The 16,040-nt window shown below is 34.5% G+C and carries 17 protein-coding genes; 13 read left to right on the top strand and 4 right to left on the bottom strand.

The annotated features are described in order from the left end of the window. Nucleotides 1-169: 169 nt before the first annotated feature. Complete coding sequence (locus tag ACUXEY_RS23170; protein WP_000728148.1) at nt 170-469, bottom strand: WGxxGxxG family protein; 300 nt, start codon at nt 467-469, stop codon at nt 170-172. Between the two features lie 229 nt (nt 470-698). Here ACUXEY_RS23170 and ACUXEY_RS23165 point away from each other — a divergent pair, with 229 nt between their 5' ends. The 13 genes from ACUXEY_RS23165 (at nt 699) to ACUXEY_RS23105 (ending at nt 12,836) form a co-directional block, all read left to right on the top strand. Further along, nucleotides 699-1,667: a YbgA family protein gene (locus tag ACUXEY_RS23165; protein WP_461301699.1), complete on the top strand. Its 969-nt coding sequence runs from the start codon at nt 699-701 to the stop codon at nt 1,665-1,667. A gap of 216 nt (nt 1,668-1,883) precedes the next feature. Further along, nucleotides 1,884-3,029, top strand: a complete 1,146-nt coding sequence (locus tag ACUXEY_RS23160; protein ID WP_000397281.1) for an acyl-CoA dehydrogenase — start codon at nt 1,884-1,886, stop codon at nt 3,027-3,029. Between the two features lie 15 nt (nt 3,030-3,044). After that, nucleotides 3,045-4,382: an acetyl-CoA carboxylase biotin carboxylase subunit gene (locus ACUXEY_RS23155; RefSeq protein ID WP_461301698.1), complete on the top strand. Its 1,338-nt coding sequence runs from the start codon at nt 3,045-3,047 to the stop codon at nt 4,380-4,382. A gap of 26 nt (nt 4,383-4,408) precedes the next feature. Then, nucleotides 4,409-4,624 (top strand): acetyl-CoA carboxylase biotin carboxyl carrier protein subunit, encoded by a 216-nt coding sequence (locus tag ACUXEY_RS23150; protein ID WP_001985297.1) that lies wholly within the window; start codon nt 4,409-4,411, stop codon nt 4,622-4,624. A 21-nt stretch (nt 4,625-4,645) separates the two neighbouring features. Further along, nucleotides 4,646-5,557 carry a hydroxymethylglutaryl-CoA lyase gene (mvaB, locus tag ACUXEY_RS23145; RefSeq protein ID WP_461301697.1) on the top strand — a complete coding sequence of 304 codons (912 nt, stop codon included), beginning with the start codon at nt 4,646-4,648 and terminating at the stop codon, nt 5,555-5,557. 4 nt (nt 5,558-5,561) lie between these two features. Further along, entirely contained in the window at nt 5,562-6,350 is a 789-nt protein-coding gene (locus tag ACUXEY_RS23140; protein ID WP_461301696.1) for an enoyl-CoA hydratase, read from the top strand. A gap of 2 nt (nt 6,351-6,352) precedes the next feature. After that, nucleotides 6,353-7,894, top strand: a complete 1,542-nt coding sequence (locus tag ACUXEY_RS23135; RefSeq protein ID WP_001994323.1) for an acyl-CoA carboxylase subunit beta — start codon at nt 6,353-6,355, stop codon at nt 7,892-7,894. 48 nt (nt 7,895-7,942) lie between these two features. After that, nucleotides 7,943-9,883, top strand: coding sequence for an AMP-binding protein (locus tag ACUXEY_RS23130; protein WP_461301695.1), 1,941 nt, complete (start codon nt 7,943-7,945; stop codon nt 9,881-9,883). Between the two features lie 174 nt (nt 9,884-10,057). Then, the gene (exsK, locus tag ACUXEY_RS23125) at nt 10,058-10,372 is read left to right on the top strand and encodes an exosporium protein ExsK (RefSeq protein ID WP_048529942.1); all 315 of its coding nucleotides are present in this window, start codon (nt 10,058-10,060) and stop codon (nt 10,370-10,372) included. A 119-nt stretch (nt 10,373-10,491) separates the two neighbouring features. Continuing rightward, the gene (locus tag ACUXEY_RS23120; RefSeq protein WP_002002819.1) at nt 10,492-11,034 is read left to right on the top strand and encodes a GNAT family N-acetyltransferase; all 543 of its coding nucleotides are present in this window, start codon (nt 10,492-10,494) and stop codon (nt 11,032-11,034) included. Between the two features lie 48 nt (nt 11,035-11,082). After that, nucleotides 11,083-11,643: a nucleoside/nucleotide kinase family protein gene (locus ACUXEY_RS23115; RefSeq protein WP_001036629.1), complete on the top strand. Its 561-nt coding sequence runs from the start codon at nt 11,083-11,085 to the stop codon at nt 11,641-11,643. Next, nucleotides 11,636-12,364, top strand: coding sequence for an alpha/beta fold hydrolase (locus ACUXEY_RS23110; RefSeq protein WP_461301694.1), 729 nt, complete (start codon nt 11,636-11,638; stop codon nt 12,362-12,364). The genes ACUXEY_RS23115 and ACUXEY_RS23110 overlap by 8 nt, the downstream gene beginning before the upstream one ends. 13 nt (nt 12,365-12,377) lie before the next feature. Beyond that, entirely contained in the window at nt 12,378-12,836 is a 459-nt protein-coding gene (locus ACUXEY_RS23105) for a DinB family protein (RefSeq protein ID WP_461301693.1), read from the top strand. A 56-nt stretch (nt 12,837-12,892) separates the two neighbouring features. Here ACUXEY_RS23105 and ACUXEY_RS23100 read toward each other — a convergent pair whose 3' ends face one another. From ACUXEY_RS23100 to ACUXEY_RS23090, 3 genes are all read right to left on the bottom strand, one after another. Continuing rightward, nucleotides 12,893-13,909 (bottom strand): D-alanyl-D-alanine carboxypeptidase family protein, encoded by a 1,017-nt coding sequence (locus tag ACUXEY_RS23100; RefSeq protein ID WP_461301692.1) that lies wholly within the window; start codon nt 13,907-13,909, stop codon nt 12,893-12,895. 181 nt (nt 13,910-14,090) lie between these two features. Then, complete coding sequence (locus tag ACUXEY_RS23095) at nt 14,091-15,248, bottom strand: sensor histidine kinase (RefSeq protein WP_461301691.1); 1,158 nt, start codon at nt 15,246-15,248, stop codon at nt 14,091-14,093. After that, a complete protein-coding gene (locus ACUXEY_RS23090; protein ID WP_429601304.1) occupies nt 15,238-15,933 on the bottom strand; it encodes a response regulator transcription factor in 696 nt (231 codons plus the stop codon). Before ACUXEY_RS23090 ends, ACUXEY_RS23095 begins: the two co-directional genes overlap by 11 nt. Nucleotides 15,934-16,040: the final 107 nt, after the last annotated feature.

The raw sequence follows: 16,040 nt of genomic DNA, 5'->3' as shown, positions 1-16,040 counted from the left end.
CTCCTTTTCCTCTTTTTTATCAGTGTTGACACATAAAAAGAGGTTCAGACACAAAAATAGGCTGTGGAGAAGACTTTCTCCACAGCCTGAATAAATCGCCTTTAAAAAGGCGATTTATATTTGTTATATTTTTGATAAATAAGTACTTGTTTACTAAAAACATTCTAGATTAACGTACTTCTTTGTCTCTTCTTCTAAGACCTAATAATCCTGCTAGTCCTAATAAACCGAGCCAAGCCCAATTATTATTTCTATCACGATTATCATTTAAATCATTTGTCGTATTTACATTTCGAGTTCTCACATCATTATTAACTCTGTCTAAGTTATTGTCATTAACTCGAGTTGAAATATCAGTGTTATTAACTCTATTCATATGATTTCCATCGTATTCAGCTTGGGCAGATGTACCTAAAAACATAATAGATAGTGCTAAAACACTTAAAATAGATGATAATTTTTTCTTCATAAATTCCCCCTCCTTTCTTACGTATTAAATTCTCCAACTCTTTTGTGCATTATTCATATGACAGTATCAAACCATATTTATAAAGTGAACATCTTTACGTCGTAGAGCTAAATAACTGTTAAAATGTCATTGGATATGTTCATTAAAATATAAATAAAACAAACTTTGATTACGATACTAAACTTAGTACAATTTATATAGTACGGACTAGTACAAAGGAGGTAATGAAATGCGACAATTTGCGAAACCAAAAGTTGTTGTAAGTAAATGTTTAGAGTTTGATGCATGTCGTTATAATGGAGAGATGATTCCAGATGTAACAATACGAAATTTGCAGCCATTTGTTACATTTATACCAGTTTGTCCAGAAGTCGAGATCGGATTGGGCACTCCTCGTGAAACGATACGAATTGTAGAAGAAAATGGTGTGAATAAGCTTGTGCAGCCGTCGACGCGGGAAGATGTAACTAAAAAAATGGAGCAATTTTCAAATGACTTTTTACAAACGATACCTGATGTGGATGGTTTTATTTTAAAGAATCGTTCGCCAAGTTGTGGTACCCGTGATGTGAAAATTTATTCTGGTTTTGAAAAAGCGCCAGCAAAAGGAAAGGGATCAGGCTTATTTGGCGGAGCAGTAATAAAAAATTTTTCACATCTTCCAATTGAAGAAGAAGGTAGATTGTCGAATTTTATTATTAGAGAACATTTTTTTACAAGGTTATTTACAATCGCATCTTACAAAATGATCAAACATAATAAAAATATGAAAGATCTTGTATCGTTTCAGTCGGATAATAAATATTTATTTATGGCATATAATCAGGTAAAACAAAAGGAATTGGGGCGAATAATTGCAAATCACAAAAATGAAAAGATTGAAGTTGTATTTGAAAATTATGAGAAAACTTTATATGAATTATTTATGCGCACACCCCGCTATACATCGAATGTAAATGTATGTGAGCATATTTTTGGATATTTTAAAACAAAATTGAAAAAACAAGAAAAAGATCATTTTTTAGATCTGATACAAAAATATAAAGAAAAGAAAAGCCCGCTTAGTAGTATACTTGCAATTTTAAAATCATGGGCTCTTCGATTTGATGAAAAGTATTTATTACGACAAACATATTTTGAACCATACCCTGAAGCTTTAGTAGAGATTTCAGATTCGGGTAAAGGTAGAGATTATTAAACAACAAATTACATATTTCGACAAGAAAACTCCTATGTTGTTGTAGAACAATGTAGGAATTTTTTTGTGCATTAGTACAGAATCTGTTTTAAAATTAAGTTATGACAGAATTATAACAATTATCTAACTAATATTTTTGTCTTTTAATTCGTAATGTTTGTAGTAGAAACTCGCACGCTGTCGAAACTCAATATTCGATAAGGGGTGTGTAGCGGAATGGAATTTACTCTAACTCGCGAAAAACAAATGATTAAAGAAATGGTACGTGACTTTGCTGAAAAGGAAATCGCACCGAAAGCTGTGTATTATGACAAAACTGCGGAATTTCCATATGAAACATTTCAAAAAATGGGCGAACTAGGATTATTAGGCATCCCATTCCCTGAAGAGTATGGGGGTTCAGGTGGCGATACTGTATCGTACGCGTTAGCAGTTGAAGAAATTGGTCGTGCTTGTGGTGGCACAGGATTAAGTTACGCTGCAACAATTTCATTAGGTGCTTCTCCAATTTATTATTTCGGTACAGAAGAACAAAAACAGAAATATTTAGTTCCAATGGCATCAGGTAAAACGTTAGGTGCTTTCGGATTAACTGAGCCGAACGCGGGATCTGATGCAGGTGGCACACAAACGAAAGCAGTATTAGATGGCGATGAATATGTAATTAGTGGTGAAAAGTGTTGGATTACAAATGCGGAGTATGCAAATACAATTATTGTAACCGCTGTCAACGGTGTTGAAGACAATGGTAGAAAACGCATTTCGGCATTTATAGTACCGACTACAAGTGAAGGATTAACAATCTCAAGTCCTTACGATAAGATGGGTGTTCGTGCTTCTAATACATGTGAAATCGTACTTGATGGTGTACGTGTACCGAAAGAAAATATTCTTGGTGATGTAAATAAAGGATTTAAACAATTCTTATATACACTTGATGGAGGACGTATTTCAATTGCAGCATTAGCTGTTGGTATTGCGCAATCTGCATTTGAACGTGCATTGCAATATGCGAAAGAACGTCAACAATTTGGAAAGTCAATCTCTAATTTCCAAGCGATTCAATTTAAATTAGCTGATATGGCGACTGAAGTAGAGCTAGCGCGTAATTTAGTACATAAAGCAGCTTGGTTAAAAGATAACGATAAACCTTTCGGTAAAGAAGCGGCTATGGCAAAACTTTTCGCATCGGAAGCAGCAAGCCGTATTGCAAATCAAGCAGTACAAATTCACGGTGGATACGGTTATATGCGTGAATATGAAGTGGAACGACATATTCGTGATGCGAAACTATTAGAAATTGGTGAAGGAACTTCTGAAATTCAACGTCTCGTAATTGCTAGACATTTAGGATGTAGATAAAAGGGAGGAATCACTATGTTTCAAAAAATATTAATTGCTAATCGCGGGGAAATCGCAGTTCGTATTATGAAAACTTGTCAAAAACTTGGCATTCGCACTGTTGCTATTTATTCTGAGGCTGATGAAAACGCCCTTCATGTAAAAATGGCAAATGAAGCTTACTTAGTAGGTGGACCGCGTGTCCAAGAAAGCTATTTAAACCTTGAAAAAATTATTGAAATAGCTAAGAAGACAAATGCTGAAGCGATCCATCCGGGATATGGATTATTATCTGAGAATCCATCTTTTCCGGTTCGTTGTAAAGAAGAAGGAATCGTTTTTATCGGACCGTCAGAAGAAATCATTACGAAGATGGGAAGTAAAATCGAATCACGTATTGCAATGCAAGCTGCAGATGTCCCAGTAGTTCCAGGTATTACTACAAATATTGAAACTGCTGAAGAAGCAATTGAAATTGCAAAACAGATTGGTTATCCATTAATGCTGAAGGCATCCGCAGGCGGCGGAGGCATTGGAATGCAGTTGATGGAAACTGAGCAAACGCTCACCAAAGCGTTTGAAAGTAACAAAACAAGAGCGCAAAACTTCTTCGGTAATGGAGAAATGTATTTAGAACGCTATATAGCAGATGCACACCATATTGAAATTCAGCTTTTAGCAGATACACATGGTAACACAGTGTATTTATGGGAGCGTGAATGTTCAGTGCAGCGCCGAAATCAGAAAGTAATTGAAGAAGCACCTTCACCATTTTTAGATGAAGGTACACGAAAAGCGATGGGTGAAGTTGCTGTACAAGCTGCTAAAGCTCTAGGATATACAAATGCAGGTACAGTTGAGTTTCTAGTTGATGATCAGAAAAACTTCTATTTCTTAGAGATGAATACGAGATTACAAGTAGAGCATCCAGTTACAGAAGAAATTACTGGTTTAGATCTTGTAGAACAACAACTTTTAATTGCATATGGTGAGAAATTATCGTTTACACAAGATGATGTAAAACGTAGTGGTCATGCCATAGAGGCACGTATTTATGCAGAAGATCCGAAAACTTTCTTCCCATCACCTGGGAAAATTACAGATTTAACGCTTCCAACAAATGTACGTATTGATCACTTTTTGGAGAATCAAGTAACAATTACTCCTTTCTATGATCCAATGATTGCGAAAGTCATTGCTCATGGTGAAACTCGTGAAGAAGCAATTTCGAAATTACATGATGCTTTAGAAGAATTAAAAGTAGAAGGTATTAAAACGAACACGCCAATGTTAATTCAAGTTTTAGAAGATGATGTGTTCAAAAACGGTATTTATACAACAGGTTTTGTAACGAAACAACTTGTTAAAAAATAAGGTTTAACAATATTAAGGGGGAAAAAATGATGACGAAAGTATATGCATCGATGGCAGGAAATGTATGGAAGATTGTTGTAGGCGTAGGAGATACAGTAGAGGAAGAGCAGGATGTCGTCATTTTGGAATCTATGAAAATGGAAATTCCAATCGTTTCAGAAGAAGCTGGCACAGTTATGAAAATTAATGTGCAAGAAGGCGATTTTGTAAATGAAGGAGATGTATTACTAGAAATTGAATAGGGAAATATAGGGGGAAGCGAATTGAAACTACCTAATTTTGCTGTCATTAAAGAAGTCGGGCCACGTGATGGCTTACAAAATGAAAAAAAGATTGTTGGCACAAAAGATAAAGTAAAATGGATTCAACTACTTACAGAGGCGGGATTATCGTACGTTGAAGTTTCCTCATTCGTTCACCCTAAATGGGTCCCTGCATTAGCTGATGCAAATGATGTGTTTTCTGAGCTGAAAAGGGATCCCAATGTTACATATGCAGCGCTTGTTCCAAATCAAAATGGTTTGGAACGAGCTTTTTTGCAAAATGTAGATGAGGTGAATGTTTTTTTATCAGCAAGTGAATCTCATAATAAAAGTAATATTAATAAATCAATTAAAGAAGCATTAGCTGTAATTGAAGATATAACAAAACAGGCATTATTCGAAGGGAAAAAGGTAAGAGGCTATGTTTCTACTGTATTTGGATGTCCTTATGAAGGAGATATAAGTCTTGCAGCAGTTGACGAATTATGTAATCAACTATTTTCATACGGCATTTATGAAGTATCTCTTGGTGATACGATTGGTGTAGCAAATCCGTTACAAGTAGAGCAAGTATTAGAACATTTATTAAAGAAATATGATGCCTCGCAGTTTGCAATGCACTTCCATAATACGTATGGAATGGCTCTGGCGAATGTAGTTAAGTCATTAGAATATGGTATTACAACATTTGATAGTTCTTGTGGTGGTCTTGGTGGATGTCCATATGCACCTGGAGCATCAGGCAATGTTGCAACTGATGACTTAGTTCATATGCTCCATAAGTTAGGAGTCCAAACGAACATTAATGAAGAGAAGTTATTGAGAGCGAGTCAATTTATTCAAAGTAAATTAAATATCCAATTACCGAGTCATGTGTATAGAGCGCTTCAACATAAAACGATAAGTAGGTGAGAAGATGCTACAATTACAAAATATTTCAGTTGATTATGTAACACCTCACGTTGTAAAGATTTCATTATATCGTGAAAGACAAGCAAACTCATTATCTTTAGCGTTATTAGAAGAGTTACAAAACATATTAACTCAAATAAATGAAGAGTCAAATACTCGTGTAGTTATTTTAACAGGTGCTGGTGAAAAAGCATTTTGTGCCGGAGCTGATTTAAAAGAACGTGCTGGCATGAATGAAGAAGAAGTTCGTCATGCTGTTAGTATGATTCGCACTACTATGGAAATGGTTGAACAATTACCACAGCCAGTTATTGCTGCTGTAAATGGAATCGCACTTGGTGGTGGCACAGAATTAAGTTTAGCTTGTGATTTTAGAATTGCTTCAGACACTGCAAGTCTTGGTCTAACTGAAACGACTCTTGCAATTATACCGGGAGCAGGTGGTACGCAGCGTTTACCAAGATTAATTGGTGTTGGTAGAGCGAAAGAATTAATTTATACAGGCAGACGCATTTCGGCGCAAGAAGCGAAAGAATATGGTCTAGTAGAGTTCGTTGTACCAGCTCATTTACTTGAAGAGAAAGCGATTGAAATGGCAGAGAGAATTGCTAGTAATGGTCCAATTGCTGTTCGATTAGCAAAAGAAGCAATTTCAAACGGTATTCAAGTTGATTTACATACCGGATTACAAATGGAAAAACAAGCGTATGAAGGTGTAATCCATACGAAAGATAGATTAGAAGGATTACAAGCATTCAAGGAAAAACGCACACCAATGTATAAGGGGGAGTAAATATGTTAGACCAAAAACAACAATCGAATACATTTGTAGAACGAGTTGAAACGATTAAACAAGGTGGCGCACCAAAATATCATGAACAAAACAAAGCAAAAGGAAAACTATTTGTTCGAGATCGATTAGCTCTTTTATTTGATAATGGTGAATATGTAGAAGATGCATTATTTGCAAATTGTGAACAAACAGGATTACCTGCTGATGGTGTTGTAACAGCAACAGGTAAAATACATGGTCGTACTGCATGCGTAATGGCAAATGATTCAACAGTAAAGGCTGGATCATGGGGCGCACGTACAGTTGAAAAGATTTTACGTATTCAAGAAACAGCAGAAAAATTACGTGTTCCATTATTTTATTTAGTTGACTCTGCTGGAGCGCGTATTACTGATCAAGTTGAAATGTTCCCAGGGCGCCGCGGTGCAGGAAGAATCTTCTATAATCAAGTGAAATTATCAGGTAAAGTTCCGCAAGTATGTTTATTATTTGGTCCTTCGGCAGCAGGTGGCGCATATATTCCAGCTTTTTGTGATGTTGTAATGATGGTAGAAGGAAATGCATCTATGTATTTAGGATCTCCTCGTATGGCTGAGATGGTTATCGGTGAGAAGGTAACGTTAGAAGAGATGGGTGGAGCTCGTATGCATTGCTCTGTATCAGGATGCGGAGATGTTTTATGTAAGACCGAAGAAGATGCAATTACACAAGCAAGACAATACATTTCATATTTTCCAAATAACTACTTAGAAAAGACTCCATTGGTTACACCTCAAGAACCGAAACAATTCGATAAAACATTAGAACAAATCATTCCAGAAAATCAAAATGCTCCTTTCAATATGAAAGATCTTATTAATAGAGTTATTGATGAAGGTTCTTTCTATGAAGTGAAAAAATTATTTGCTCAAGAACTAATTACAGGCTTAGCACGTATTGATGGTAAGCCAGTTGGTATTATTGCAAATCAACCGCGTATGAAAGGCGGCGTATTATTCCACGATTCAGCTGATAAAGCAGCGAAGTTTATTAATTTGTGCGATGCATATCATATTCCATTATTATTCCTTGCAGATGTACCTGGATTTATGATTGGTACAAAAGTAGAGCGTGCTGGTATTATTCGCCACGGTGCAAAAATGATTTCTGCAATGAGTGAAGCAACTGTACCGAAAATTTCTATCGTTGTTCGTAAAGCGTATGGTGCTGGTTTATATGCAATGGCAGGTCCAGCCTTTGAACCAGATTGCTGCCTTGCATTACCGACAGCTTCTATTGCGGTAATGGGTCCAGAAGCTGCGGTCAATGCTGTATATGCAAATAAGATTGCAGCTTTACCAGAAGAAGAGCGTGATAGCTTCATTGCTGAAAAACGAGAAGAATATAAGAAAGATATTGATATTTACCATTTAGCATCAGAGATGGTCATTGATGGTATTGTTCATCCAAATAATTTAAGAGAAGAGTTAAAAGGACGATTCGAGATGTATATGAGTAAATATCAAGTATTTACGGATCGGAAACATCCTGTTTATCCAGTTTAAAAGCCCTATTTAGGGCTTTCTTGCTCAAAAAGTCAAGGAGGGAAAACATTGAAACAAGCAGTTTGGTTTCCAACAGAAGAGTATAAAGAAAAAACACGTTTATTTAGTTGGATGAAATCATTGGGCTATGAAGATTATGAAGCGTTTTATAATAAGTCAATCGAAGAAACAGCTTGGTTTTGGGGAGAAGCTGAGAAAGCGGTAGGCTATCAATGGATGAAACCTTATACAGAAGTGTTAGACTTAGAAAATGGTACGCCGTTTGCACAGTGGTATAATGGCGGAACATGTAACGTTGTAGAATCAGTTTTATCACGCTGGCTTGCAGATGATGAAACAAGAACACAACCAGCACTTCAGTATGAAGGGGAAAATGGAACTTCAAAATCATTTACATATGAAGAACTTGATAGCTGGGTAAGTCGCGTTGCAAACGGTTTGAGACATGCGGGTATTGAAAAAGGTGACCGTGTAACAATTTATATGCCGATGATTCCAGAAACAGTTGTTGCGATGCTAGCTGTAATGAAAATCGGAGCAATTATTTCACCAATATTCTCAGGTTTTGCGTCTGATGCAGTCATGACACGTGTGCAAGCGGCAGGATCGAAAATGATCATTACTGCAGATGGTTTTTCACGCCGTGGTAAAATAGTTTCATTAAAAGACGAAGTAGATAAGGCTTGTGAACATTGTCCAACTGTTGAAAAAGTTGTTATCGTGCGCCACGCAGGAAATGATTTTACACCGCATAATTATGATTTCTCATGGAGTACGTTAGAAAAAGAAAAGCCATTTGTACATGCTGAAGAAATGCATAGTGATGATCCATTAATGCTTATTTATACATCAGGTACAACTGGGAAACCGAAAGGAACAGTACATACACATGCTGGTTTCCCTTTGAAAGCTGCATTTGATGCAGGTTTTGGGATGAATATCAAACAAGGCGACCGCGTATTATGGGTAACTGATATGGGATGGATGATGGGACCATTTCTACTATTCGGCTCTCTCATAAATGGAGCAACGATGGTTATGTACGAAGGTGTACCTGACTTCCCAGAGGCAGATCGTTTATGGAAGACAGTTGATAAATATGAAATTACTCATCTCGGTATATCACCAACATTAATTCGTGCGTTAATGGCAAAAGGTGATGAGTATGTAAATAAACATTCGCTTAAGAGTTTAGAGGTATTTGCTTCAACAGGTGAACCTTGGAATCCAGACCCTTGGATGTGGCTATTTGAAACGGTTGGAAAAAGTAATGTGCCGATTTGTAACTATTCAGGCGGAACTGAAATTTCTGGTGGGATTTTCGGAAACGTCCTTATTAAACCAATTGCACCGATAAGCTTTAACGCTTCTTTACCAGGAATGGCAGCGGTTGTTCTCGATGATCAAGGTAATCCAATTCGTGATGAAGTTGGAGAATTATGTTTAGAGAAACCTTGGGTTGGTATGACGAAGAGTTTCTGGGAAGACGATGAACGTTATGTGAACACGTATTGGTCACGTTTTGAAAATAAATGGGTTCATGGTGACTGGGTAATTTATGATGGTGAGCAGTATATTATTACAGGACGCTCAGATGATACGTTAAACATTGCTGGTAAACGTATTGGACCTGCAGAATATGAATCTATTCTTGTGAAACACAATGACGTCATAGAAGCTGCCGCAATTGGTGTACCAGATGAAGTAAAAGGTGAAGTTTGTCATTGTTTTGTAGTATTAAGGAACAATGTAACATTCACAGTAGAGTTAAAGAAGGAATTAATGAGTTTAGTAAACTCTCATATTGGAAAAGCATTATGTCCAAAAGATATTCACGTTGTAGAAGATTTACCGAAAACACGTAATTCTAAAGTGATGCGACGCGTCATTAAAGTTGCTTACTTAGGAAAAGAATTAGGTGATTTATCATCACTTGTAAATCCTGAAGTAGTGCCATTTATTCAGGGATTGCAGTCTAGTAAATTATAAAATTAAAGCATGTATAATGTGAACTGACCTCTAATTGTTAGAGGTCAGTTTTTATATATACAGGATAATTTAGTACATGTGTTTGTTTTTTCTTTTCTTTTCTATGTTTTTGCCTCGTAGACTTTGAAGCTAGTGGACATACTATATTAATAGAAATGATTAGGGGGTGAGATTTTGGGATATCGTTATAGTAATTCTAGAAAAAAGTGTTCATGTAAACAGGATGATTGTTGGGATGTTTTTGAAGAGTGTAAAAAAGAACATGAAGAGCAAAATAAGGCATGTGACTGTTGCTGTGTACAAGGAATTAGAGATGAGCTGAGAAAGTTAGTAAACAGATCAGTGCGTATTACAACAGGAAGTAATAATTATGCAGGAACTGTTTCTTCAGTCACTTGTGATGTTGTAAAGCTTGCTAATAGTGCTGGGGTAGTTACAGTAATTATTTCAGTTTGTAAAATTGAAGCGATTGAACCATTGTTAACATAGGAAACATAGCATAATTGGGCTATGTTTTTGTAAAGCCATTCTTATGAATGGCTTTATTTTAATTTCGTATAAAAGGAGAATATATTCTATATATAGAAATAAATTTGAGTATATATAGAATGGTGTATGAAAGGAGAATGGTGTTGATTAAATTAGAACCCTTAAAAAGATCCGATTTCAAACAATTAATAAATTGGATTGATTCCGAAGAATTTTTAATACAGTGGTCAGGAAATGCATTTACATATCCTTTAAATGAACAACAATTAGAAAATTATATAGAAAGCTCAAATACTCTTGCATTTAAAGTAATAGATGAAGAGTCTAAGAAAGTGGTTGGTCATATTTCACTTGGGCAAATAGACAATATTAATAAGTCTGCAAGAATTGGAAAAGTGCTAGTTGGTGATACGAAAATGAGAGGACGTTCTATAGGGAAACATATGATGAAGGCAGTACTACAAGTTGCATTTGAAGAATTAAAACTACATAGAGTAACCCTTGGTGTTTATGATTTTAATACGTCCGCCATCTCATGTTATGAAAAAACAGGATTTGTAAAAGAAGGTTTATTACGAGAGTCAAAAAAAGTAGGAGAAACGTATTGGAATTTATGGGAAATGAGTATGTTAGAATATGAATGGAGCGATAAAGAATTATAGTTATCTGTAATTATATTATGTTAATTAAAAGGGGTATGATGGGGAATTATGAATAAGAAAACGAAAATCATTACAATTGCAGCTGTTTCAGGAGGAGGTAAAACGACTGTTACAGAAAATTTAACTCAAAAGCTAACAAATTCAAAAGCGCTATATTTTGATAGCTATCACTTTAAAAACTGTCCTACTGATATTTGTAAATGGATTGATGAGGGAGCAAATTATGATGAATGGGTACTTACACCATTAATTCATGATATTCAGCATCTTATAGGAGAGGCTAATGTAGATTATATTATTGTAGATTATCCTTTTGCATACTTAAATAGTGAAATGCGAGAATTTATTGATGTAACTATATTTATCGATACGCCTTTAGATATTGCGATGGCTAGAAGAATTTTACGAGATTTTAAAGAGGATACAATAGATGAAATACATAATGATTTAAAACATTACATGACATTTGCGAGAAAAGCATATTTAGAAGCAATCCATACTGTTAAGCCGAATTCGGATATTATATTGGATGGCTCTTTATCTGTAAGTGAAATAATGAATCATGCTGTAGAGGAACTTGGCCTGAGAGAAGTGATTGTCAATGATTAAATGTATAGAGGAATATGTACAAGTTGACGATTTTAAAATGTATACGAAAAAGTTCCAAGGAAAGAAGCTGCAGCCAGTTATTATAATGGAGGCAGGTTATGGCGATTATTCAAAGACATGGGATCATATTGCTGAAGAGCTGACGGAATATGGGACGGTACTTACATATGATCGAGCGGGATTAGGGAAAAGTGGGAAGAGTTCCAAGAGAAGTATTAGTTCTGAAATGATAAAAGATTTAAGAAGTTGCTTAACGCAATTACAATTGAAACCACCTTATATTTTTGTAGGACATTCTTTTGGAGGTATAAATGCACGTTTATTTGCGACTTTTTATCCCGAAGATATGTTGGGAATCGTTTTGGTGGATTCGACACCAGAAAATTATAAAGAAGCATTTTTACCAATCATGTCTACTGAATTTCAAGAAGCTTACTATAAACAGTTTGTATATGAAAGTTCATATGAAGAGTTTACATTTAGTTTAAGTGAAGTAGATAGATATTGTAAATTAATGAATGATATTCCACTTGTCGTGTTAGCTGCGGGTAAAAAAGCTTTTTATTCGCCAGATGCACAAATGAAATGGTTGCAATTGCAAGAAGAATTATTACGATTATCAAGTAATAATAAATTTGTAATTGCAAAACAAAGCGGTCACTATATTCAAAAAGATGAGCCATATTATGTGATAGATGCGGTTAATTGGATTATTGGGTAGGGGAGAGATAAATATGCACACTTTATTTCAATACAATTGGCAAGTAAGAGATGATTGGTTTAAGTGGTGTGAACAACTTTCAGAGAAAGAATTGCATCGCAAGCGTGTAGGTGGTGTAGGGAGTATTTTAGAAACATTATTCCATATTGTCGATGTTGAATATAGCTGGATTAGTGCACTTCAAGGAAAAGAAGATAATGAACCGCAGTTTCAAGATTATCAATCAATCCAAAAAGTAAAAGCGTTATCTGATTTATATAAACGAGAATTAGATGATTTTTTGCAGTTGTGGTCATCTAGCCTAGAATGTAAGATATTAAAAGCTTCGTGGACAGATAAAACATATACATACGGTGAAGTGTTAAGACATGTAATTGTACATGAAATTCATCACATTGGTCAGCTATCTATATGGGCGAGAGAACTAAATCTTCAGCCTGTTTCAGTGAATTTAATTGGAAGAGGACTATAGTTAAAAAACGGCTTGTACTGTAAATGCAAGCCGTTTTATATATATAAGAAGATTTCCTAATTGAAATCCTCGGATTTTTTCTGACGTATATGTAAAAACATTAAAATTGTAATAATGAAGAAAATCAATAATGTTTGTATGATTAAATTTTTAAACTGAAGCAAAACTGTCCAAGATGTAACAGCATCTTTAAAAGCTTGGAGTGCAGAGTAAGAGGATGGATCAAAACCGTACTGTAGTAGCTTTTTTGTTTCAATAAAGGTACTGTTTTCTTCATTTGAGTCTAATATTACAGAAATAAGTCTAGTATCTCCTCGATGTGCTGTACTTACAAAACTATAATTACCATTAGTTGAAAAACTAGTTTGTAAGCCGTCAACACCTTGGAGATTAATGTTTTTATTAAGTGAATAAATCATTTTATTTGTGTTGAAAACTTTTGAGTCTTTGAAGGTAAATTGGTAAGAGGTTAGTTTCGTAATATTTAATACATTTGGAAAATCTTTTACTAATTGTGTCGCTAGTTTCGCTACATCTATCGCTGTTGTATTTGATTGTTTATTTGTATCGTTATTCATACCAGTAGCATTTAGAAACGGGGATGGTTGTGATAACTTTAGTTGTTTTGCTTTTTCATTCATTAAAAGTGTAAAGTTATCTTCGTTTCCAGCAATGTGTTCTGCAAGGGCAAGTGCGGAACGATTATTCCCTGTCAAAAACAATGCATGAAGTAAATCACGAACTGTCGTTTTATCTTTCGAAGTTACTTGTATAGGACTCGTTTCTGCTCGGAAAACTTCGTTACTTATTTTTACTAATTCATCTAACTGTATCTTTCCTTCATTCAGTTGTTCCATTACGATATACTCTGTCATTAATTTAGATAAAGAAGCTGATTGTATAGGAATTTCTTCATTTTTTTTATAAATAACTTCACCTGAATTAGCATCTATTAAAATAGCTGATTTAGCTTGAATAATTGGACCATTTACATAAAGATAAAAATATAAAACGATAAGTGCTGTAATAACAAAAGATAACAATAAAATTGTGAATTTTTTCAAGAATTGCATAAGCGATCCTCCTATTATGACATCGATAATAATATTGTAAAAAGGAATGCTTAATTAGGAAGAAAGAAAAGGTAAAGAATTTCTAAAGAATTATAAAGGATTATTAAATTTTGGATGTTAATGGAAAATAAAAGGTCCAATTCCTTATATGATAAGGAATTGGACCTAAAGTTAAGCTCTATTAACATTTATATGGGTGTAGTTTTACAGTGAAAGTTGTTTTTTTATCATCACTATATACTTCAATTGTTCCTTTATGCAATTCAACAATACTTTTTGCAATTGCTAATCCGAGTCCAGATCCACCAGTGTTCGTAGAGCGAGATTTTTCAACGCGATAAAAACGTTCAAAAATATGAGGTAAATCCGTACTAGGAATAGGTTGGCCGTAATTTGTTATATCTATAGTAATCATATTATTGCTTTCATAGGCAGCAAGATCGATATATTCACCGTCGTTACCGTAAGCGATAGCATTAATAATTAGATTTTCAAATACGCGAACTAATTTGTCTCCATCAGCTAATACCATGAGTTTTTGAGATGGGAAAGAAGGACGACATTCTATATTAGCTTCTTGAAATTGAATGCGGAATTGAACAGTTAATTGTCCAAGTAGCTCTACAATATCAATGGGAACAGAATATAAACTTAACTCTTTATTTTGAACACGTGTATATTCAAACAGGTCATTCATTAATGCGTTAAGACGGGTTACTTTATCGTAAATGACTTGTATATAATGGCGTAATTCCACCTCATCTCTATAATTATCATGGTGGATTAAATTTACGTATCCAACTATAGACGTAAGAGGAGTACGTAAATCATGCGATACATTTGTAATCAATTCACTTTTTGCTTGTTCCGCCTGTCTTTCTTCATCAATCGAAACTTTCAATTGTTCAACAATGTGATTTACCCCACTTGCTAACTCTTCCAAATAATTATGGTTTACGATAGAAACTTTATGATTGAAGTTTCCATTTGCAATATAACGAATCTCTTCTATCATTTTTTTAATACAAGCTTCATAGTAAAGCTTTCTTTCATGACGGTAAAAAATGTATAGGTAGGATGAGAAAATCGAAAATAAAAATAAATAAGAGACGATCATCATCCAAAGAGATTCCTTTATTCCTTTATATTTTTCATAACCAAAAATTCTAATGAATTCTTTGCCAAGTTCGCTTAATGTAAGTGAACTTTCAATTACACTTGTAACGAGGCGATATATAATTAATTCAGTAATAGGGGTAAGGGTGATGGCTAACATGAACCAAAAAATCAACTTCCATTTTGGGATATCTTTTAATATATCAAATGCTTCATTTCTCAATTTTATAGCCTACTCCCCAAACAGTATGAATAAACTTCTCTCCATTCATTCCTGTTTCAAGTTTATCCCGTAAATTACTAATGTGGACCATTACAGTTTTATTTGAGCCATAACCATCTTCATTCCAAACACGTTCAAAAATTTCTTCGGAACTAAATACTCTTCCGGTATTACTCGCAAGTAAATATAAAATATCAAATTCAATAGATGTAAGTTTAATATATTCTCCATTGACTTTAACTGTATGATTATGTTTGTGTATTTCAGCGGAACGAATATGAATGATACCATCTTCATTCTTTTGAGACGTTGCATTTTGGAAAGATGATCTTCGCAGTAAAGCTTTCACTCTAGCTACTAATTCTAATGGATTGAATGGTTTAATCATATAATCATCGGCACCTGTCATTAGACCTAATATTTTATCCATATCTTCGGCTTTTGCACTCAGCATAAGAATAGGTACAGTATTATTCTCACGAACTTCTTGGCAAACTTCTAATCCATTTCGTTTTGGCATCATAATATCCAAAATCATAAGGTCAACTTCATATGTAGAAATCATTTGCAATGCCTCATCGCCATCGTATGCTTTATAAATGTTATAGCCTTCATTTCGTAAATAAACAGCAAGCAACTCTACAATTTCTTTATCATCATCAATAATTAATATGTTTTTATTCATTATGTAGTTCCTTTCCTTACAAATCATTAACATTACTATAATATCAAACATTTATGTATTTTGTAGCAATGATTCCATATAAAATTTCATGTAACGTATAAAAAAGG

It is taken from the genome of Bacillus sp. F9_6S_D1_P_5 (assembly GCF_054823925.1).
This window is presented reverse-complemented; position numbering and strand designations above follow the sequence as displayed.

Coding starts and splice junctions, on each gene's coding strand:
- ACUXEY_RS23170 (WP_000728148.1), bottom strand. CDS start 469: ATGAAGAAAAAATTATCATCTATTTTAAGTGTTTTAGCACTATCTATT.
- ACUXEY_RS23165 (WP_461301699.1), top strand. CDS start 699: ATGCGACAATTTGCGAAACCAAAAGTTGTTGTAAGTAAATGTTTAGAG.
- ACUXEY_RS23160 (WP_000397281.1), top strand. CDS start 1,884: ATGGAATTTACTCTAACTCGCGAAAAACAAATGATTAAAGAAATGGTA.
- ACUXEY_RS23155 (WP_461301698.1), top strand. CDS start 3,045: ATGTTTCAAAAAATATTAATTGCTAATCGCGGGGAAATCGCAGTTCGT.
- ACUXEY_RS23150 (WP_001985297.1), top strand. CDS start 4,409: ATGATGACGAAAGTATATGCATCGATGGCAGGAAATGTATGGAAGATT.
- ACUXEY_RS23140 (WP_461301696.1), top strand. CDS start 5,562: ATGCTACAATTACAAAATATTTCAGTTGATTATGTAACACCTCACGTT.
- ACUXEY_RS23135 (WP_001994323.1), top strand. CDS start 6,353: ATGTTAGACCAAAAACAACAATCGAATACATTTGTAGAACGAGTTGAA.
- ACUXEY_RS23120 (WP_002002819.1), top strand. CDS start 10,492: ATGGTGTATGAAAGGAGAATGGTGTTGATTAAATTAGAACCCTTAAAA.
- ACUXEY_RS23115 (WP_001036629.1), top strand. CDS start 11,083: ATGAATAAGAAAACGAAAATCATTACAATTGCAGCTGTTTCAGGAGGA.
- ACUXEY_RS23110 (WP_461301694.1), top strand. CDS start 11,636: ATGATTAAATGTATAGAGGAATATGTACAAGTTGACGATTTTAAAATG.
- ACUXEY_RS23105 (WP_461301693.1), top strand. CDS start 12,378: ATGCACACTTTATTTCAATACAATTGGCAAGTAAGAGATGATTGGTTT.
- ACUXEY_RS23100 (WP_461301692.1), bottom strand. CDS start 13,909: ATGCAATTCTTGAAAAAATTCACAATTTTATTGTTATCTTTTGTTATT.
- ACUXEY_RS23090 (WP_429601304.1), bottom strand. CDS start 15,933: ATGAATAAAAACATATTAATTATTGATGATGATAAAGAAATTGTAGAG.